The organism is Streptomyces ureilyticus, assembly GCF_011045025.1.
Taxonomy (GTDB): Bacteria; Actinomycetota; Actinomycetes; order Streptomycetales; family Streptomycetaceae; genus Streptomyces; species Streptomyces ureilyticus.
Genome location: NZ_JAAKZX010000036.1, coordinates 39,348 through 59,241 on the forward strand (window position 1 = coordinate 39,348; position 19,894 = coordinate 59,241).

The following is a 19,894-nucleotide window of genomic DNA, read 5'->3' on the forward strand; positions in this document are numbered from 1 at the left end:
AGGACACATGAGCAGCCCCACCCGGCCGCCACATCTGGACATTCGGCTCTCCGTCGATCACGAACGCGATCTGCGCCCGCATCGCGGCGCCCAGCTCGAGGCCCATCTGCGCGTCGAGATCGCCGACACTGGCGTCCCCGCCGAACTTCCGGCCGTCGAACTCGCCGTGATCATCGCCCTCGACGTCGCCGAACCGCGCCGCCACACCGTGCGGCACGCCCTGCCCGCGGCACTGCGCGCCCTGCCGGACGGCATCTCCTACGCCGTCCTCGGCTCCGGCCCCGAGCCGGACCTGTGCTACCCGGTCGGCGGCGAGGAGTGGGCCATAGCCGGCACGCACGACAAGCGCCGCGCCGCCTTCGCGGCCCAAGCCCTCGCCCTCCACCGGGACGGCCCGCGCCCGGCCGGGTACGCCGTCTGGATGGCCCGGGTACGGGCCCTGCTCGCCGCCCGCCCCTTGTCCGTACGTCATCTGCTGCTGATCACCGACGGCAGCAGCGGCCCCGGCGAAACCCGCCTGGAGGAGGAACTCGACGCCTGCGCAGGACAGTTCACCTGCGATGTGCTGGCCATCGGCACCGACTGGGCGCCCGACCCGCTGCTGACCATCGCCGAACGCCTGCACGGCACCGCCGAGTTCGTGGAGGAGCGGCTGGGCAACGCGATCACGGGAGCGATCCGGCGGCTGCGCCGGGTGCACAGCCCCGAGCTGCCCATCGAGGTGACCGCCCGGCTCGCCGTCCGCCAGGCCGCCCTCGGCGAGAAGGCGCCACGGCCGCACCGGCTCGGCGGTCTGTTCGAGCCGGGAGAGCCGGGACGCCCGCACCGCTGGCGGTTCCCGACGTACCAGTGGGAGTCCGGTGTCCGCGACTACCTGCTCACCCTGGCCGTCGACGCCGAGGGCGACCCGCTGGAGACCGACCTTCAGTTCGCCGTGGTCAGCATCGGCGATCAGTCCGTGCCCGTGATAGCCCGCTGGCATCGCGCCGACGAGCGAAACCCCTGTGTCGTGGCCCCGGAAGGCGGCGCAAGCGTCCGCAGCATGCAGGACGTCACTGCCATGCACCACGCTCTGCGCACCGGCCTCCGCGCCCTCGATCCGCTGCAACGCGAGCTCGCCGAGCGGCACTTGGGCGAGGCCGCGCGTCTCGCCACGCGGCTCGGCGTCAATCGTGTGCTGGAGAACATCCGTGCGTTCGCGGACATCATCGACGCCGAGGCGGGCCGGGTCCGACTGCATGCCACGGTGAACACCGAAACGCTCGGCCAGAAGATCCTGTGGGCCGGATCGCGGCCCGGCGGACCGCTGATCAAGGCCCCGATCAGGACAGGCGGCGGACCGCGCTGCAGGGACTGTCAGCACCGCGCGGGTCGTGAGGCCCGCTACTGCATCAAGTGCGGAGGGCAACTCCTGTGAGCGACCAGGCGACGAAGCGTCCCGCCGCATCGGCCGGCGCCGGCCCTCGCACAGGAACGGGGCCGTCAGCCGCGTACCGCAGACGGCTCAGCCGCTACCGGACCCGCAGGCTCCTGGAGTTCCACCTCCTGGCGATGGCCCTCGCCGCGGTCGTCGCGGTCACCGCGCTGCTGGTCTCGTACCGCGAAGTGGCGCTGAGCGCCGACGGCCTGCGGTCACAGGCCGCCCCCGCCGTGCAGGACGTGGCTGCGACCCGGCTCGCGCTGCTGCGCGCCGACTGGGAGGCCAACTGGGTCAAGGAGAATCTCAACGGCGTGCCGGCCGCGGGGGAGAGCTACCAGTCGCAGCTCTCTGCGGCCGATCAGAGCCTGTCCCGGCTCGCCGAGAGAACCAGCGACGACCTCGGCACGATCAACGGCCTGCTCGACTCGTACGGCACCTCCATCACAGACGGCGCCCTCTACTATCACGACGACAGGCCCATACAGGACCAGAAGTTCAGGGAGGCTGGCTCGCTGCTCATCCGCAGCGATGTGGGCCTGGTGCCGCGCCTGGACAAGCTGCAGAACGGGCAGATGGATCGCGCGGAGCGGCTCGCCACGATGGGCGCACTCGGGTACACCGGCTGGGTCGTCGCCGAACTTGCCCTGCTCGTCCTCGCGTTGACACTGCTGTCCGCGCTGTGGGTACTGCGCGACCGCTGCGGCCGGGACTACAACCCGTGGCTACTCAGCTCCCTCGTACTCACCGTCGCCCTCGCCGTGGTCCCACTCCTCGCCATGACCGTCACTCAGCGGCATCTGGACAACGCCCGAGACAAGCTCACCGCGATCACAACCGTCGCGAAGCAGACCGAGCGCGAAACGAAGGTGGACACCACTGACGCGCGCGTGAGGCTCGACGGCGCCCAGACCAGGGTCTCCAAAACGTCTCAGGAAGTACGCAAGGAACTCAGCGCACACGAGTGGCAGAACTCGGTGTACTACGGCGCGCTCGGCGGCGGCATCCTCGTCTTCCTCCTGCCCGCCACCGGCATCGGACGAAGGCTCAACGCCGACTACTGGAGGGCCCGTTGACCAGGTTCCGCACCGTACTCCTTGTCTGCGCCCTGCTCTTCACGGCATCGGGCTGCGAACTCGCCGCGCCGGGCCAGGCGGAAGGCGAGGAGGAGGTCACCATCCTCGGCACCTGGACCGGCCCCCAGGAAACGGAGTTCAAGAAGCTCCTCGATAAACTCGACATCCCATACGAGTACGAAGGCACCGCCGCGCAGCGCGAGGTGCTGCTCTCGCAGGTGCAGGCGGGCGAGCCTCCGGACATCGTGATCATGCCCGGACTCGGTGAACTCGCCGAGTACGCCCATCAGGATCGTCTCGAGAAGCTGGACGACAAGGTCTACAAGAAGAGCGAGTACGGCCCGCCCTGGCAGCCCTCCGGCAAAGGCACGGAATCGGTGTACTGGGTGCCACTGAGGGCCGACCTGAAGAGCATCGTCTGGCATCGCAAGGGCGCCGAACCGCCCAAATCGCCCGCACCGCCAACGAGTTGGTGCATGGGCATGGGCGACGACGGCCCCTCCGGCTGGCCCGGCAGCGACTGGATCGAGGACCTGGTGCTACAGGACTCCGGACCCAAGGTGTACGAGCAATGGGTGCGAGGCGAGCTGAAATGGACCGACAAGCCGGTGATGGACGCCTGGAATGCCTGGGGTGACCTGCTCACGCAAGGCAACAAGGGGTTGGCCGCGCGGGCGCTGATCGCCGACCACCGGGGGGCCGACGACGACAGCAATGGACTCCTGTTCAGCCAAAAGGGATGCTCGCTGGAGCATCAGGGGTCCTTCGCGCCCTTCTTCTATACCGAGGACAGCGCCAGGGATGTCGACTTCAACGAGAGAGCCAAGGATGTTGACTTCACGGACTCGGCCGACCTGCTGCCCCGCGGCCCTTACGGTGTGAAGGCCCACGAGGTGACCGGAGACTTCGCCGCCCTCTTCAGCAGCAGGCCTCAGGCCAAGAAACTGCTGAGAGAGCTCGCTTCCAAAAATCACCAGCAAACCTGGGCCGACGACGCCGGAGTGTTCTCCGCCAACAACAAGGTCCGCTCCAGGAGGGGTGGATTGGAGAGCGAAGTCGTCAAGCGGCTCACCTCCGAAGACACCGCTCGCTGCCTGGACGCCTCGGACGTAATGCCCCCCGCCGTACGCGGCGCCTTCTACGAGGCGATCTTGCTGACCCTCACCCGTTACAGCGAGGGCAAAGGGCCGGGAAGCGTCGAGGGCATCCTGGAGAACGTCCAGAAGGTCCAGGGTGCCCAGGGTGCCCAGGCCAAGAACGAGTTCGCCCGCACCGACGTGTGCAGCACGCCACAGTAGCCCCCTTTGTAGAACCCCAACAAGCCAGACCGCCCCTGAGCTGGTGGTTGACCCGCATGCCACCCAGGTTCTGTTCAGGGGTACCAGGAAAACGACCCGGAGACTGTGAGGAGTCGACGGCCCGCTTTCGATGGTGGACTTCGTAAGGTCGCTACATGACCGTTTTGGACGATGCCGGATCCTCCGCCCCAGAAGCCGCAGGAGAACCCACCGACGCCCGCGGGCGCGTGGCCGAACTGCACGCGATCCGTGCGGAGGCCCTGCGCGGACCCAGCGACAAGGCGACCGAGGCGCAGCACGCCAAGGGCAAGCTGACCTCCCGGGAGCGCATCGAACTCCTGCTGGACGAGGGCTCGTTCAACGAGGTCGAGCAGCTGCGCCGGCACCGGGCCACGGGCTTCGGCCTGGAGGCCAAGAAGCCTTACACGGACGGTGTGATCACCGGCTGGGGCACGGTCGAGGGCCGTACGGTCTTCGTGTACGCCCATGACTTCCGGATCTTCGGCGGTGCGCTGGGCGAGGCCCACGCCACGAAGATCCACAAGATCATGGACATGGCCATCGCCGCAGGGGCGCCGCTGGTGTCGCTGAACGACGGCGCGGGCGCCCGTATCCAGGAAGGCGTCAGCGCGCTCGCCGGGTACGGCGGCATCTTCCAGCGCAACACCAAGGCGTCCGGTGTCATCCCGCAGATCAGCGTGATGCTCGGCCCGTGCGCGGGCGGCGCCGCCTACAGCCCCGCGCTCACGGACTTCGTGTTCATGGTCCGCGACACCTCGCAGATGTTCATCACGGGGCCGGACGTCGTCAAGGCGGTCACCGGCGAGGAGATCACCCAGAACGGCCTCGGCGGCGCGGACGTGCACGCCGAGACCTCCGGTGTCGCGCACTTCGCGTACGACGACGAGGAGACCTGCCTCGCCGAAGTCCGCTACCTCCTGTCGATGCTGCCGCAGAACAACCGCGAGAACCCGCCCCACGCGGACTCCGAGGACCCCGCCGACCGCCGCTCCGACGTCCTCCTTGACCTCGTCCCCGCGGACGGCAACCGGCCGTACGACATGACCAAGGTCATCGAGGAACTCGTCGACGACGGCGACTACCTGGAGGTTCACGAGCGCTGGGCCCGCAACATCATCTGCGCCCTGGCCCGCCTCGACGGCCAGGTGGTCGGCATCGTCGCCAACCAACCGCAGTCCCTGGCCGGTGTCCTGGACATCGAGGCCAGCGAAAAGGCCGCGCGCTTTGTGCAGATGTGCGACGCCTTCAACATCCCGATCGTCACTCTTCTGGACGTACCCGGCTTTCTGCCCGGCGTCGACCAGGAGCACGGTGGGATCATCCGCCACGGAGCGAAGCTGCTGTACGCGTACTGCAACGCGACCGTGCCCCGGATCTCGCTGATCCTCCGGAAGGCGTACGGAGGCGCCTACATCGTGATGGACAGCCAGTCCATCGGTGCGGACCTCACCTACGCCTGGCCGACCAACGAGATCGCAGTGATGGGAGCCGAAGGTGCCGCCAATGTGATCTTCCGCCGGCAGATCGCCGAGGCCGCGGACCCCGAGGCCATGCGAGCCCGCATGGTCAAGGAGTACAAGGCCGAGCTGATGCACCCGTACTACGCGGCCGAGCGCGGCCTGGTGGACGACGTGATCGACCCCACCGAGACCCGCGAAGTACTGATCCGCTCGCTGGCGATGCTCCGCACGAAGCACGCCGATCTGCCGTCCCGCAAGCACGGAAACCCGCCGCAGTAACTCTGCGGTCCCCCTGCGGAAACCTCACTCACGGAGACTTACGCCCATGAGCACCCCTGACATCCGAGTCGAGAAGGGCCACGCCGAGCCCGAGGAAGTCGCCGCCATCACGGCCATCCTCCTGGCCCGCGCCGCCGCCACTCCCACGACCCCGGCCCACCGAGGCCGCACCAAGGCCGGCTGGCGCCGCCTTGAACGCGAGCCCGGCTTCCGGGCTCCGCACAGCTGGCGCTAGGAACCACGCGACCAGCCACCATACGGGCCGCACCCGGCCAACTCCCCGTAGGGGCAGCCAGGTGGCCGCACGCACGCAAAAAGGGCGCCCTCTCCAACCGGAGAGGGCGCCCTTTCGTGCTCCGCGGCCGGCGCTACCGCAGGCGAGCCATGAGCGCGTGCTCAACCAACGTGATCAAAGCCGACTTCGCATCGGCCCGATGCCGCGCATCCGTTGTGATGATCGGAGTGTCGGGACCGATCTGCAGCGCCTCACGGACCTCGTCCGGGTTGTACGGCTGATTGCCGTCAAAGCCGTTGAGGGCGATGACGAACGGCAGTCCGCTGTTCTCGAAGTAGTCGACGGCCGGGAAGCAGTCGGCGAGACGGCGGGTGTCGACCAGGACGATCGCGCCGATGGCGCCGCGTACCAGGTCGTCCCACATGAACCAGAAGCGGTCCTGGCCGGGTGTACCGAAGAGGTACAGGATCAGGTCCTGGTCCAGGGTGATACGGCCGAAGTCCATGGCCACCGTCGTGGTGGTCTTGTCTCCGGTGTGGGTGAGGTCGTCGATGCCCGCGGACGCGGACGTCATGACGGCCTCGGTACGCAGCGGGTTGATCTCCGAGACGGCCCCGACGAACGTGGTCTTGCCCACGCCGAAGCCACCCGCCACCACGATCTTCGCCGAGGTGGTTGAGCGGGAAGGACCGCCGCTAGAGCTTGCGAAGTCCACTGAGCACCCTTTCGAGCAGTGTCACGTCTGGCTGGCCGCCGGCGTTCTCGTCGCCGCCGGGCTGATGGATGGCGACCAGGCCCGCCTCCGCCAAGTCGGCGACGAGAATCCTGGCCACGCCGAGAGGGATGGTGAGCAGGGCCGAGACCTCGGCCACCGACTTGATCTCCCGGCAGAGGTTGCAGATCCGCTGATGCTCGGGCAGCTGGCCCTGCATCTGGTGCGGCTGCGCGGTGGTGTGCACCAGCGCCTCGATGGCGAGCTGGTACCGCGGCCTGGTGCGGCCGCCCGTCATGGCGTACGGACGCACCAGAGGGTTTGATGCCCCGCCGGCAGGGGACGGCTCTGGGGAGCGGCGCTGCGGCTGTACGGGCTGGATGCGCGGCGCCGGCGGCTGGTCGTACGGCGAGGGACCAGGGCCCTGGGGGCTCTGGGGCGCGTACGGCTGGCGCTGCCGGTGGCTGGGCGTGGAGGGGAAGTTGTACCGGTTCGGGTTCTGCGAACCGTCACCCTGGCCCTGGCCCTGGCCAGGACCGTAAGACCAGTTGCCCGAAGACGAACCGCCTGGGGGTGTTGCCACTTTCTCCTCCTCCGACTGTGCCGGGCACCCATCACTCTGGATAGCCGTGTCCGAAACCTTACGGCCACGGGACGCCAAAATGTATCGCTTGTCTGCTAGTTGAGAAGGCTCCCCTGGAGCTCGGCACGCAGATCAGGCGTCAGCACCGTACCGGCACGGTCCACCAGAAGGGCCATCTCGTACCCAACGAGACCGATGTCCGCTTCCGGATGTGCAAGGACCGCGAGCGAAGAACCATCGGAAATGGACATGATGAAGAGGAATCCTCGCTCCATCTCCACAACCGTCTGATTCACACTGCCACCCTCGAAGATGCGGGACGCGCCCGCGGTCAGCGAGGTAAGACCCGACGCGACGGCCGCCAGCTGGTCGGCGCGGTCGCGCGGAAAGCCTTCGGACATCGCCAGAAGGAGTCCGTCGGCGGAGACCACCACCGTGTGGGACACCCCGGGGGTGTTGTCCACGAAGTTGGTGATCAACCAGTTCAGGTTCTGCGCCGCCTGGCTCATCGGGCTCACACTAACGCTCCTGGTTGTAGGTGCTATCAGGGCTGAAGCCCTGGCCGTTCGTTTCACTGCCTGCGTTACGTCCCCGCTGGACGCCCCGGCGCAGGTTGCTCAGCCTGCCCCGGACGTCCTCGGGGGCGCGGGAGACCTGTGGGCCGCCCTGGTTGGTCGATTCCGCGGTGCCCTCGACCAGGTTGGCCTTGGGTACCCGCCGCGGCAGGCCGGAAGAGGTGACCCCGCCCGCCTTGGGCTGCTTCAGCTGTTCGGCGCGCTGCCACCGCTGGTCGTTGGCCGTACGCCATTCACCGGTGCCGTTGCTGCCGCTGGTGTCCGCGCCGGCCGGCGGCTCCTGGCCCACGCGCTGCTGGCCGCTGCCGCTCGCGGTGGTTCCGCGGCGGGGAAGCCCGGCGTCGGTGGATCCGCGGCGCGGAAGCCCGGCGTCGGTCAGCTCGTGGGCGGCGGAGGGGGCCGGTCCCGGACGATCGAAGCCTACGCGGTCCTGCTCGGCCACGTCAGCGGCCTGCGAGGATTCCGTTTCCGGAGCGTACTCGGACTGATACCCGTTCCGGTATTCGTCCTGCTGTGGCCAGTCGTCCTGGTAGGACTGGGCTTCGAACGGCGAGAACCTGTCCTGCGAGGATCCGGGGGCCTGCGGCCGCTCCTCCTGGACCGGCTCCGCATAGGAGGGTTCCGGATAGCCGCCGTTCGACGGGTTCGACGGGAAGTACGTCTCGTCGTACGCCGGCTGCTGCTGCTCCTCGTACGCCGTTTGCCGGTCGTACGAGGGCTGCTCGGTGTACGCGGCGGGTGCGCCGTCGTACGCGGGCCTGCCCTCGTCGTAGGCGGGCTGCTGGGGCTCGTAGCCGGACTGGTTGCCGTCGTAGCCGGTCCGGCCCTCGTCGTACCCGGGCTGCTGCCGGTCGTAGTCCTCGCGGAAGGACCCGGCCTCGAGCTCCGGCTGCTGCGACTGGGACTCCAGGGCCGCTCGGCGCTCCTCACGCATCAGCGAGCGGCCGACGGGGTCGAGCTCGCGTATGTCGTCCGGGACGTTGTCGTAGCGGCTGTCGTCGAAGCCCAGCTCGGCGGCCGTGCGCATGGGCGGACCCTGGAAGTTCTCGCCCTGGAAGGACTGCTGCTGCTCCGGGATGATCTGCGAGACGGTGAACTCGTCGCCCTGGAGGTTCTGATCGCCACCGCCACCATGGGTGATCGCGTCGGGCAGCATGACGAGCGAGGTCGTACCGGCCTGCTCGCCGGAGGGGCGCAGCTGGACCCGGATGCCGTGCCGGTCGGACAGCCGGCCGACCACGAACAGGCCCATGCGCTGCGAGATCGCGGCGTCCACGGTCGGCGGGTTGGCCAGCTTGTGGTTGATGTCCGCGAAGTCCTCGGCGGTGAGGCCGATGCCCTTGTCGTGGATCTCGATCATCACGCGGCCGTCGGGCAGCCGGGTCGCGGTGACGCGGACCTTGGTCTGCGGCGAGGAGAACGTGGTGGCGTTCTCCAGGAGCTCGGCCAGCAGGTGCACGAGGTCGGTCACGGCGCGGCCGTGGATCTCGGCCTCCGGGACGCCGGACAGCTCGATGCGCTCGTACTGCTCCACCTCGGAGGAGGCGGCGCGCAGCACGTCGACCAGCGGGACCGGCTGGTCCCAGCGGCGGCCGGGCTCCTCGCCGGCGAGGACCAGGAGGTTCTCGCCGTTGCGGCGCATACGGGTCGCCAGGTGGTCCAGCTTGAAGAGGTTCTCCAGCTGGTCCGGGTCGGCCTCGTTGTTCTCCAGGTCGGTGATCAGGGTCAGCTGGCCCTCGATCAGCGACTGGTTGCGGCGCGACAGGTTGGTGAAGATCGCGTTGATGTTGCCCCGCAGCAGGGCCTGCTCGGCGGCCAGCCGGACGGCCTCGCGGTGGACCTGGTCGAAGGCGCGGGCGACCTCGCCGATCTCGTCCGTGGAGGTGATCGGGATGGGCGCGACGCGGGTGTCGACCCGGCCGGGATCGGTGCGCGAGAGCTGGTCGACCAGCATCGGCAGGCGCTGCTCGGCGACGCCGAAGGCCGCGTTGCGCAGCTGGCGCATCGAGCGGCTCATCTGGCGGGCCATGAGCGAGGCGATGATGAACGCGGCGAGCAGGGCGATGATGACGATCGCGCCGTTGATGATGGCGTCGCGCTGGGCGTCGGAGGCGACCTGGTCCGCGTCGGCCACGGCCGAGTCGATGAGGTCGGCCTCGATCTCGTCGTAGCCGTCGAACTTGGCGGTGGACGCGCCCATCCAGGTCGCCGGGGTGATGCCCTGTGTCCTCAGTTCGTCGGGGCTCTGGGCGGCGACGCCCTGGACCATCTTGTCCAGCGCGGGCGGGGCCACGAACTCGCGGCCTGCGGCCTCGGCCTGCCGCTCGGCCTCGGCGACCTGCTGCTGGCCCTCCTGGGTCTTCTGCGCCATGACCGTTTTGAGCTTCTGGGCGTCCTGCGCCGTACCGCCGGAGATGTACTCCTGGACGGCGATGCCCTCGAGGTAGGCGTAGGAGGTGAACGCGACGCGCTGCCGGTTGTACGTGGCCTCGTCCTCGCTGGGCCTGACGAGCAGGTGCATACCGATCGAGCGCTGCAGCGAGGCGGCGCCCTTGGCCAGCGCGACCGCGTACACGGTGCGGCCGTAGCTGGTGATGTTGCCGGTGCCGAGACCCAGCTCGTTGGTGAACTCCAGCAGAAGGTGCTCGATGTCGACGTAGTCTTCTTCGGTCTTCACCGGGTCCTGCGAGGTTTTGTACGCGTTCTTGCGCATGTTCGCGAGCGCCGGCTCGGCCTCCTCCACGAGGCGGAGGCGGCGCTCCAGGCCATATCCGGAGGGCATGCCCTCGACGGACTCGTGGAAGGCGTCGGCCTTCTCGTCGGTGGTGGCGCGGACCTGGTCGACGATCTTCTCGTCCTCGGCGGACGGGTTCTCCTTGAGGCGCGGCTCCGCGGAGAGGTCGCGCTCGTTCAGCAGGGCCGCCGCATACTCCGAGGCGGAGGCCACGATCTGCGCGATCTTCTCGGCGTCCTGGGCCTCGTTCCAGGTGTCGATCGAGTTCTTCACGTTGAAGCCGCCCATGACCAGGCCGACCAGCACGGGTATGAGCAGGATGGCATTCAGTCTGGTCGGTACGCGCCAGTTACGCGGAGACAGCCGGCTGCCGCTGGACGCGGGTGGCGCCGTCGGCTCCGTCTTCCGGGGCACGGGTGCGGGTGCCGCTCCGCGCGGCGGCGGGGTGAAGTTGCCCCGCGCCGACGGCTCGGGACCGTTCTTGCTTCGCCTCACTCGACCAACAACCTCTCGGCGTCGGCACCAACGTTGTGCCGCGTGTGTCTTCCAGCCCTGGGCTACCTACCGGGCAGTTCAGGCATTCCAGCACGTCAGGCTGTGCTCGTCCAAACACTCGGAACCGAGGATTCCGGGCTTCGTAAGGCCCAGATAAAACGGTCATAAAGAGCGAGCCCCGCCAAAAGACGGGGCTGATATGAGCACAGCGGCACCGTGCGACCGCGACGCGTGTCGATGCCACTCAATTTCTCTGTCGAAACGTTATGAACAGCCTGGCCGGCCGTGTCAAAGGACACAGCCGGCTCCAAGGCTTCTACGACAACTGCCGTATGGCATGGCTGATTTCGGTGCTACCGAAGACGCGCCATGAGCGCGTGCTCGACCAGCGTGATCAGCGCACTCTTGGCATCAGCCCGGTGCCGGGCGTCCGTCGTGATGATGGGGGAATCTGGCCCGATCTGCAAGGCCTCCCTGACTTCGTCGGGGGTGTACGGCTGGTGCCCGTCGAAGCCGTTGAGGGCGATCACGAAGGGCAGTCCGCTGTTCTCGAAGTAGTCGACCGCCGGGAAGCAGTCGGCGAGACGGCGGGTGTCGACCAGGACGACCGCGCCGATGGCGCCGCGTACCAGGTCGTCCCACATGAACCAGAAGCGGTCCTGGCCGGGCGTACCGAAGAGGTACAGGATCAGGTCCTGGTCCAGGGTGATACGGCCGAAGTCCATGGCCACCGTCGTGGTGGTCTTGTCTCCGGTGTGGGTGAGGTCGTCGATGCCCGCGGACGCGGACGTCATGACGGCCTCGGTACGCAGCGGGTTGATCTCCGAGACGGCCCCGACGAACGTGGTCTTGCCCACGCCGAAGCCACCCGCCACCACGATCTTCGCGGAGGTGGTCGCCCGGCCTCCGTCAGAGCTTGCGAAGTCCACTGAGCACCCTTTCGAGCAGTGTCACGTCCGGCTGGCCGCCGGCGTTCTCGTCGCCACCGGGCTGGTGGATGGCGACGAGTCCGGCCTCAGCGAGGTCCGCGACGAGAATCCGTGCCACGCCCAGGGGCATGGACAGGAGTGCCGAGACTTCGGCAACAGACTTCACCTCACGGCAGAGGTGGCAGATGCGCTGGTGCTCGGGGAGCAGCCCCATCAGCTGCGCCGGGTCGGCCGTGGTGCTGATCAGTGCCTCTATGGCGAGCTGGTAGCGCGGCCGGGTCCGGCCGCCGGTCATCGCATACGGACGTACCAGCGGCTGGTCGCCCTCGTCCCCGTACGGCTCTGCGTACGGATCGTGAGAGGCGGTGGGCGGGGTCATGAGTCCTCCGGGCGGGACAGCAAGTCGGTCATTCGTGCCGTCGATGAGGGCCGGTGGGGGAGCAGGCGGCCTGACGGTGGGTCTTGCCTTGTGCGTGGGGGGAACTAGTGCAACAGGCTGCCTTGCAGTTCGGCCCGCAGATCGGGCGTCAATACGGCGCCCGCACGGTCGACGAGCAGGGCCATCTCGTATCCGACGAGACCGATGTCGCAGTCCGGGTGGGACAGGACCGCGAGCGACGAGCCGTCGGAAATGGACATCAGGAACAGGAAGCCGCGCTCCATCTCGACCACCGTCTGCGCCACCGTGCCGCCCTCGAAGATCCGGGAGGCGCCGGCGGTGAGCGAGGTCAGTCCGGAGGCGACGGCAGCGAGCTGGTCCGCGCGGTCGCGCGGGAAGCCCTCCGACAACGCCAGAAGGAGTCCGTCGGCGGAGACGACGACGGTGTGGGACACCCCGGGGGTGTTGTCAACGAAGTTGGTGATCAACCAGTTGAGATTCTGTGCCGCCTGGCTCATCTGGCTCAACTAACGCTCCTGCTGGTGAGTGGGGCTGGGGAAGCTGCCGGTCTGGCCCGAACCGGCCTGGCGACCCTGCTGGATGCCCCGACGGAGATTGGTCAGCCGGCCGCGTACGTCATCGGGCGCACGCGAGACCTGCGGACCGCTTTGGTGCTGTTGCTGCTGAGCCGTGCCCGCGACGAGGTTCGCGCGGGGCACCCGGCGCGGCAGGCCCGAGACGGTCACGCCACCCGCGGTGGGCTGACGCACCTTCTCGGCCTGGCGGCCGAGTTCATCATTGGGAGAGGCACGCCAGGACGACGTGACGGCCGGAGCCGGCTCCGGCGCCGGGCGCTGCGGGGCCGCGGGAGCCCGGTTGGGCGGCGGCGGGGTGTCCATGGCGGACGCCGAGGACGCCGACTCGGTCCGGGAGCCGTTGCTCCGGCCCTGGTCCTGCCCCTGGGCCTCCTGGGCCTGGTGGAACCAGTTGGTTTCCAGGGTGTCGTACAGCGGTGTACGTCCGTCGCCGGGGCCCGACGCCGGGGGCAGGCCCTCGGGCTCCTGCGCCCGTGGGGCATGCGACGGCTGCGGGGGGAGCGAGGGGCGCCGACGCGGCTGCGGGCGCTGGGGGCGCCGGTTGCCGTTCGTACCGTTCGCGTTCGTCCCGTTGGTTCCGGGGCGCTCGAACTGGCCGGTGTCGCCACCGCCCTGGCGCTCGCCGCGGTCGTCCCGCTCCGGGGCGGAACCGTTGTAGCCGGACGCCGGGGTCCGCCCGTTCGCGGGCTGGTCCTGGCGGCCGTCCTGGCCGGGCCTGGCGAACTGGCCGGTCGAGGACGGGTTCTGCCGGGCGGAAGGATTCGGCGGGCCGAACACATCCGGGCGCACGAACTGCCCGGTGCCCTGGCCGGGACGCGGGATGTCGAAGTCGGCGGGACCGCCTCCGGAACCGGGACGCGGGGCGTCGAAGTCCGGCCGGGGGTACTCACCCGTGGAGTTCGGACCCTGACGGTCGTCGATCCGGGGGATCTCCTCGGTCGAGCCCGGACCCTGACGGTCGTCCACGCGCGGCATGCGCGAGGTCGCGTCCGGCTCCTCGTGGCCGCGCGGGGCGTCCATCGAGTCGCGCCGGCCCGGCTCGTCGCTCCAACTGCTCACGCGCGGCTGGGGGTTGCCCCCGGGCAGCTCGGCCCGAGGACCACCGGGCGGCGGCAGCTGCGGCTGCCCGGGATGACGGCCCTGATCGGCGTTGTTGCCCTCGGGGCGCCGCTGCGGCGGTACGGGACCACGGCCGCCGAACCCCTCCTGGCGGCCACTGTCGGCGAAACCGTCGAAGCCCTGCGGAGCACCCGTACCGGCGGCCTGAAGACCCTGCGGCGCACCCGGCGCGGCACCGGCCGGAGCCGGCCTGCCCTGCGGGGGCGCGGGCGGCATGGGCGGCTGCGGTCCACGCGAGCCGCCCGGCCCGCCCGGACGGCCGCCCGAGTCGCTGCCGGGCAGCGCGGGACGCGGACCCGAGCCCGCACCGACCTGCCCGCGCTGCGGCCCGGAGTTCAGGCGCCCGGGGCCACCCGGCGCACCCGCACCGCCGCCGAGCGCGGGACCGCTACCGGCACCACCACGACGAGCCGCCGCCACACCGGCAGCGGCCTGCGCGGCGGCCGGACCGCCGGCACCCGCGCCCTGGCCCGGCTTGCCCGGTGCCTTCTTGCCGCCCTGGGCGACATCGACGGGGAGCATGACCAGCGCGGTCGTACCACCGGAGTCGGACGGCCGCAGCTGAATGCGGATGCCGTGTCGCTGCGAAAGCCGGCCGACCACGAACAGACCCATGCGGCGCGACACCGAGACGTCCACGGTGGGCGGCGAGGCGAGCCGCTCGTTGATCGCTGCGAGGTCCTCGGGGGAGAGACCGATACCGGTGTCGTGGATCTCGATCAGTACGCGGCCGTCGGGCAGCGCGTGACCGGTGACCTTGACCTTGGTCTGCGGCGAGGAGAACGAGGTGGCGTTCTCCAGCAGCTCGGCGAGCAGGTGCACAAGGTCGTTGACCACGCGGCCCGCGACCTCGGTCGCCGGGACCGAGGACAGCTCGATCCGCTCGTACTGCTCCACCTCGGAGGCGGCGGCACGGAGCACGTCGACCAGCGGGACCGGGCGGGTCCAGCGGCGGCCGGGCTCTTCACCGGCGAGAACGAGGAGGTTCTCACCGTTACGGCGCATGCGGGTCGCGAGGTGGTCGAGCTTGAACAGCGAGGACAGCTGGTCCGGGTCGGCCTCGCGGGACTCCAGCTCGGAGATCAGCGACAGCTGACGCTGGATGAGGCCCTGGGAGCGCCGCGAGAGGTTGGTGAACATCGCGTTGACGTTGCCCCGCAGCAGGGCCTGCTCGGCGGCCAGTCGTACGGCCTCGCGGTGCACGTCGTCGAAGGCCGCGGCCACCTGGCCGATCTCGTCCTTGGAGTGCACACCGACCGACTGCACGGAGGTGTCGACGTCCTGCGGGTCGGACTCGGACAGCTGCTTGACCAGCTCGGGCAGCCGGTCCTGGGCGACCTTGGTCGCGGTGTCCTGGAGCCTGCGCAGCGAGCGGATCATGGACCGGGCCACAACGAAGGCGCCGACGAGCGAGACACCGAGCACGAGCAGGATCAGCGCACCGGAGATGATCGCTTCCTGCTCGGAGTCGTTGCGCAGCTCACGGGCCTTCTGCTCCATCTGGTTGAGAAGCGTGAGCTCGATCTTGGACATTTCCTGGATCTTGGCCGAGTCGGCGTCGATCCAGTCCAGGTACGAGCGCTTCTCGCGCTGCTCCAGGCCGTCCTCCCGGCCGAGCACGCGCTGCGCGTAGTTGTCGGCTTCCTCGATGGTCGGGCTGCCCTCGTCGATCGGCCTCATCAGGGCCTGCGCGTTGCCGTCGTAGATGCTGGCGAAGCCGGAGAGTTCGGACTTCTGGTTGTCCAGCGCGGAGGCCGCGTACTGCCGGTCGTTCTCCGAGAGCTCGCCGACCGTCTTGTCGGTCGCGGGCAGCGCCGCGGCGATGACGGCACGCTGGATGGACGCGTACTCCTTGGCGGAGGAGAAGGCCGCCAGGGCGCGCGTGCGCTGGATCATCTCCGGGTTGCTGGTCGCCTGCGCCATGTCCTGCGAAAGGCCCAGCAGCCGATCGATGAGCCGGTGGTACGCCTCGACCGTCTGGGAGGAGTTCTCGTTGTCCGTGTAGGCGACGTTGCGGATGTTCTTGATCTTGCTCAGCTCGGAGACGATGGAGACGACGTTGTCGCGGACGCCGTCGAGGGTCTCGTCGCTGCTCGCGTCGTCGATCTCGCGCGAGCCCTCCATGAAGGCGGCACGCGCGCGGTCCGTCTTGTCGCGCAGGCCCTTGACCGTGGGCTCGGACCCGTCCGCGCCGTGCGAGAGCGGTCCGGCCGACTTGTCGCGCTCCTCCTGGAGCGCGACGGCGAGCTCGGTCGCCTCCTTGGTCATGTCGGTCAGCAGCCTCATGTTGTCGAGCTGCTGGATGTCGTCCATGGAGTCGCTGATACGCAGCGCACCGAGCGAGGTCGCGGCGACCACGGGGAGCGCGAGCAGCGAGACCAGGCGCGTGGAGATACGCCAGTTGCGCAGCGCTATTCGGGCGCCGGGGCCGCTCGGGCTCTTCGGCTTCGCCGCCGGGGCGGCGGGCGCCGAGGCCGCGGGTCCGCCCGACGGGCCTCCCGGGCCGGGGCGGGAGCCGCGATCACCGGTGTCGCCGGTCTGTGCCGGTCCTTGGCTCTGGGCGTGCTGGGGCGACGAACCGCGGTCGGTCCCGCCGTGCGGCTCCGGCTCCGCCGAAGCGCTGCCATCCCTCTTGAAACGTCCCTGCACTAGCGTCGCAACCTCTGGACCAGGCGCCCCTCCGCAGAACGGTGGGACGGTGTCGGCGTCGTACCGGCGCAATGCGCCTTTTGTCGGTCTTCGGTGACCGGCGCTGCTCCCCCTATCCCGCCGCCATGCGGCGCTGCGTTGCGCCCCCTGTGCGCCGGTTCGATCCCGCGGCGGTTCGTGGAATTCCAGCACAGTGCCGGATCTCCAACAAGGCCCATGGGTCATGCTGTGACCAACGTGACCCCTTGTGAGGGGCGAGTTACGGGTCGTAGAAAGTGATCCCCCGCATAACGGGCACAATCGGGCGATCCGCGCGTGCGCGAGGCGTGTCCCAGTCGCCATGATCAGCAGCGGAATGATGGCTTCAGGTGGGAAATGCCCGCTTTGTCAGCGTGCAAGGTCGGCGCGAATTGACCGTTTTGACGGGCGGTTCGTGAGGAAACTCACACGGCGATCATGGGGTCTTCACAACTTTCCCCGGGAACCGGACGTTTAGCCTGAGGCTTTACAGGTACAGCAAATCCGACAACACGCGCTTGTGCGACGGCCGTTGGCCGCGCAGGCGCCCGTACGACGGGGTCAAACACCGCACATGAAGACGCTGATGTTCCAGAACATAGCCAATCCGCGACGCACCACGCTGGCGCATCTCGAAGACGCCGACGAACTGCAGACACCGGACTGGCGGGAACAGCAGGAGCACGCCGTCGAGCTCCCCGCCCAGACCGCCAACCCGCGCCGCACCATCCTGGTGGACGTCCCGGTGGGCGCGGGCGCCGAGCAGTAGGCCGCGGCAGGACTCAGAGTCGAGGACGAGCCCGACGGGCCTCGCGTAATCGCGTGAGGTGACACCCCTTCCCCGCGTTAGCCTGGAGCGTCATACTCCGGCCGGCTCAGTAGAGGGGCGCAAGGTTCCCGTGCGCATCGCCAGGTTCTCCATCGACGGAAACGTCGCGTTCGGCGCGGTCGAGGGCGAGAGCCCTCCTGGATCGACCGACGGGCTCGTCCTCGACATCATCAAGGGCATCCCCTTCACGGACTTCGAACTCTCCGGTACGAAGCTGCCGCTGAGCAAGGTCAGGCTGCTCCCGCCGGTGCTCCCGAACAAGGTCGTGGCCTTCGGCCGCAACTACGCGGAGCACGCGAAGGAACTCGGCAACGAGGTGCCCGACGCCCCGTTCGCCTTCTTCAAGCCGTCCACCTCGGTGATCGGCCCCGGCGACGAGATCGCGTACCCCTCCTTCTCCCAGGAGTTGCACCACGAGGCCGAGCTGGCCGTGGTCATCGGCCGCATGTGCCGCGAGGTCCCGCGCGAGCGCGTCAAGGACGTCATCCTCGGCTACACCTGTGCCAACGACGTCACCGCACGCGACGTCCAGAAGCGCGAGAAGCAATGGGCTAGGGCCAAGGGCTTCGACTCCTCCTGCCCGCTCGGCCCCTGGGTGGAGACGGATCTCGACCCCTCCGACCTGACGATCCAGTGCACGGTCAACGGCGGGCAGCGCCAACTGGGCCGTACGAGCGAGATGATCCACCCCATCGAGGATCTGATCGTGAACATCACGGAGGCCATGACGCTGCTCCCCGGCGACGTGATCCTCACGGGCACCCCCGCAGGGGTCGGCCCCCTCAACGTCGGCGACGAGGTCGCCGTCACCATCGAAGGCATCGGCACTCTCACCAACAAGGTGATCAAGCGTGGCTAACGCGAACGTCCGCGTACGTTTCTGTCCCTCGCCGACCGGCAACCCCCATGTGGGCCTGGTCCGCACCGCCCTGTTCAACTGGGCATACGCCCGTCACACAGGCGGCACCTTCGTGTTCCGTATCGAGGACACCGACGCGGCCCGCGACTCCGAGGAGTCCTACGAGCAGCTGCTGGACTCCATGCGCTGGCTCGGCTTCGACTGGGACGAAGGCCCCGCCGCATTCGACAGCGCCTCCGGCGCGGGCGGCGGCCCGCACGCCCCGTACCGCCAGTCGCAGCGCATGGACATCTACAAGGACGTCGCCCGCAAGCTCCTCGACGCCGGCCACGCGTACTACTGCTACTGCTCCACGGCCGAATTGGACGCCCGCCGCGAGGCCGCCCGCGCTGCCGGCAAGCCCTCCGGCTACGACGGCCACTGCCGCGCGCTCACCGACGAGCAGATCGCCGGGTACAAGACCGAGGACCGCGAGCCCATCGTCCGCTTCCGCATGCCGGACGAGGCGATCACCTTCACGGACCTGGTCCGCGGCGAGCTGACGTTCACCCCGGAGAACGTTCCGGACTACGGGATCGTACGAGCCAACGGGGCGCCCCTCTACACGCTCGTGAACCCCGTCGACGACGCCCTCATGGAGATCACACACATCCTGCGCGGCGAGGACCTGCTGTCCTCCACCCCGCGCCAGATCGCCCTCTGCAAGGCACTGATCGAACTGGGCATCGCCAAGTCCGTGCCGGCCTTCGGGCACCTGCCGTACGTGATGGGCGAGGGCAACAAGAAGCTCTCCAAGCGCGACCCGCAGTCCTCGCTGAACCTCTACAGGGAGCGCGGTTTCCTCCCGGAGGGCCTGCTCAACTACCTCTCCCTGCTGGGCTGGTCGCTCTCCGCCGACCAGGACGTCTTCTCGATCGACGAGATGGTCGCGGCCTTCGACATCAAGGACGTCGTCCCGAACCCGGCCCGCTTCGACCTGAAGAAGTGCGAGGCGATCAACGCCGATCACATCAGGCGGCTGGACGTGAAGGCGTTCGTCGAGGCCTGCGGACCGTGGCTGAAGGCCCCGCACGCGCCCTGGGCGCCGGAGGACTTCGACCAGGCCAAGTGGGAGGCGATCGCCCCGCACGCCCAGACCCGCCTGACGGTCCTGTCCGACATCACGCAGAACGTGGACTTCCTGTTCCTGAACGAGCCCGTCGAGGACGAGGCCTCCTGGAACAAGGCGATGAAGGAGGGCTCGGACGCGCTCCTGCGCACGGCCCGCGCGAAGCTGGAATCCGCGGACTGGACGAGTCCGGAGCCGCTCAAGGCCGCCGTCCTCGCGGCCGGCGAGGAGCACGGCCTCAAACTCGGCAAGGCCCAGGCCCCCGTCCGCGTAGCCGTCACCGGCCGCACGGTAGGCCTCCCCCTCTTCGAGTCCCTGGAAGTCCTGGGCAAGGAGAAAACATTGACCCGCATCGACGCGGCCCTGGCCAAGCTGACCGCGTAGCGCACGCCACGTACGGCGGGGCGGCACCTATGCCAGGTGCCGTCCCGCTGTGTTGCCTTCAGGCGGCAGCCGTACCGGCGTCGGCTCTCCCGATGGGGGCTGGGGGCGAAGCCCGCAGTTTCGGGAAGGGGCTGTCTCT

The 19,894-nt window shown here is 69.0% G+C and carries 16 protein-coding genes; 8 read left to right on the forward strand and 8 right to left on the reverse strand.

All coding sequences use genetic code 11. The annotated features are described in order from the left end of the window. Positions 1-7 precede the first annotated feature (7 nt). The 5 genes from G6048_RS14345 (at position 8) to G6048_RS14365 (ending at position 5,786) form a co-directional block, all read left to right on the forward strand. Positions 8-1,417: a vWA domain-containing protein gene (locus tag G6048_RS14345; RefSeq protein WP_165339905.1), complete on the forward strand. Its 1,410-nt coding sequence runs from the start codon at positions 8-10 to the stop codon at positions 1,415-1,417. Beyond that, a complete protein-coding gene (locus tag G6048_RS14350) occupies positions 1,414-2,493 on the forward strand; it encodes a hypothetical protein (protein ID WP_328825939.1) in 1,080 nt (359 codons plus the stop codon). Before G6048_RS14345 ends, G6048_RS14350 begins: the two co-directional genes overlap by 4 nt. Next, entirely contained in the window at positions 2,490-3,791 is a 1,302-nt protein-coding gene (locus tag G6048_RS14355) for an ABC transporter substrate-binding protein (RefSeq protein WP_165339906.1), read from the forward strand. The genes G6048_RS14350 and G6048_RS14355 overlap by 4 nt, the downstream gene beginning before the upstream one ends. Before the next feature lie 155 nt (positions 3,792-3,946). Beyond that, complete coding sequence (locus tag G6048_RS14360; RefSeq protein ID WP_165339907.1) at positions 3,947-5,551, forward strand: acyl-CoA carboxylase subunit beta; 1,605 nt, start codon at positions 3,947-3,949, stop codon at positions 5,549-5,551. 46 nt (positions 5,552-5,597) lie between these two features. Then, positions 5,598-5,786, forward strand: a complete 189-nt coding sequence (locus G6048_RS14365) for an acyl-CoA carboxylase subunit epsilon (protein ID WP_165339908.1) — start codon at positions 5,598-5,600, stop codon at positions 5,784-5,786. Between the two features lie 133 nt (positions 5,787-5,919). Here G6048_RS14365 and G6048_RS14370 read toward each other — a convergent pair whose 3' ends face one another. The 8 genes from G6048_RS14370 to G6048_RS14405 all read right to left on the reverse strand — a co-directional run bounded on the left by G6048_RS14370 (position 5,920) and on the right by G6048_RS14405 (position 16,557). Next, positions 5,920-6,501 carry a GTP-binding protein gene (locus tag G6048_RS14370; protein WP_026248371.1) on the reverse strand — a complete coding sequence of 194 codons (582 nt, stop codon included), beginning with the start codon at positions 6,499-6,501 and terminating at the stop codon, positions 5,920-5,922. Beyond that, the gene (locus G6048_RS14375) at positions 6,482-7,081 is read right to left on the reverse strand and encodes a DUF742 domain-containing protein (RefSeq protein ID WP_165339909.1); all 600 of its coding nucleotides are present in this window, start codon (positions 7,079-7,081) and stop codon (positions 6,482-6,484) included. Before G6048_RS14375 ends, G6048_RS14370 begins: the two co-directional genes overlap by 20 nt. A gap of 95 nt (positions 7,082-7,176) precedes the next feature. Next, positions 7,177-7,590 carry a roadblock/LC7 domain-containing protein gene (locus G6048_RS14380; RefSeq protein ID WP_033321188.1) on the reverse strand — a complete coding sequence of 138 codons (414 nt, stop codon included), beginning with the start codon at positions 7,588-7,590 and terminating at the stop codon, positions 7,177-7,179. A 10-nt stretch (positions 7,591-7,600) separates the two neighbouring features. Beyond that, the gene (locus G6048_RS14385) at positions 7,601-10,885 is read right to left on the reverse strand and encodes a sensor histidine kinase (RefSeq protein ID WP_165339910.1); all 3,285 of its coding nucleotides are present in this window, start codon (positions 10,883-10,885) and stop codon (positions 7,601-7,603) included. A gap of 353 nt (positions 10,886-11,238) precedes the next feature. Then, a complete protein-coding gene (locus G6048_RS14390) occupies positions 11,239-11,814 on the reverse strand; it encodes a GTP-binding protein (RefSeq protein ID WP_033321071.1) in 576 nt (191 codons plus the stop codon). Beyond that, complete coding sequence (locus G6048_RS14395; RefSeq protein WP_165339911.1) at positions 11,795-12,193, reverse strand: DUF742 domain-containing protein; 399 nt, start codon at positions 12,191-12,193, stop codon at positions 11,795-11,797. Before G6048_RS14395 ends, G6048_RS14390 begins: the two co-directional genes overlap by 20 nt. A gap of 104 nt (positions 12,194-12,297) precedes the next feature. Continuing rightward, on the reverse strand, positions 12,298-12,711 hold the full coding sequence (locus tag G6048_RS14400) for a roadblock/LC7 domain-containing protein (RefSeq protein ID WP_033321189.1): 414 nt from the start codon (positions 12,709-12,711) through the stop codon (positions 12,298-12,300). Positions 12,712-12,720: 9 nt separating this feature from the next. Continuing rightward, a complete protein-coding gene (locus tag G6048_RS14405) occupies positions 12,721-16,557 on the reverse strand; it encodes a sensor histidine kinase (protein WP_165339912.1) in 3,837 nt (1,278 codons plus the stop codon). 592 nt (positions 16,558-17,149) lie between these two features. Between G6048_RS14405 and G6048_RS14410 the strand changes: the two genes are divergently transcribed. The 3 genes from G6048_RS14410 (at position 17,150) to gltX (ending at position 19,755) form a co-directional block, all read left to right on the forward strand. Beyond that, complete coding sequence (locus G6048_RS14410) at positions 17,150-17,344, forward strand: hypothetical protein (protein ID WP_165339913.1); 195 nt, start codon at positions 17,150-17,152, stop codon at positions 17,342-17,344. A 130-nt stretch (positions 17,345-17,474) separates the two neighbouring features. Beyond that, on the forward strand, positions 17,475-18,263 hold the full coding sequence (locus tag G6048_RS14415; protein ID WP_165339914.1) for a fumarylacetoacetate hydrolase family protein: 789 nt from the start codon (positions 17,475-17,477) through the stop codon (positions 18,261-18,263). Continuing rightward, entirely contained in the window at positions 18,256-19,755 is a 1,500-nt protein-coding gene (gene gltX / locus G6048_RS14420; RefSeq protein ID WP_165339915.1) for a glutamate--tRNA ligase, read from the forward strand. The genes G6048_RS14415 and gltX overlap by 8 nt, the downstream gene beginning before the upstream one ends. Positions 19,756-19,894 lie beyond the last annotated feature (139 nt).

Excerpts from the sequence above, each read along its gene's own strand:
- G6048_RS14410 (WP_165339913.1), top strand. The coding sequence starts at position 17,150 with ATGAAGACGCTGATGTTCCAGAACATAGCCAATCCGCGACGCACCACG.
- G6048_RS14380 (WP_033321188.1), bottom strand. The coding sequence starts at position 7,590 with ATGAGCCAGGCGGCGCAGAACCTGAACTGGTTGATCACCAACTTCGTG.
- G6048_RS14365 (WP_165339908.1), top strand. The coding sequence starts at position 5,598 with ATGAGCACCCCTGACATCCGAGTCGAGAAGGGCCACGCCGAGCCCGAG.
- G6048_RS14360 (WP_165339907.1), top strand. The coding sequence starts at position 3,947 with ATGACCGTTTTGGACGATGCCGGATCCTCCGCCCCAGAAGCCGCAGGA.
- G6048_RS14345 (WP_165339905.1), top strand. The coding sequence starts at position 8 with ATGAGCAGCCCCACCCGGCCGCCACATCTGGACATTCGGCTCTCCGTC.
- G6048_RS14395 (WP_165339911.1), bottom strand. The coding sequence starts at position 12,193 with ATGACCCCGCCCACCGCCTCTCACGATCCGTACGCAGAGCCGTACGGG.
- G6048_RS14400 (WP_033321189.1), bottom strand. The coding sequence starts at position 12,711 with ATGAGCCAGGCGGCACAGAATCTCAACTGGTTGATCACCAACTTCGTT.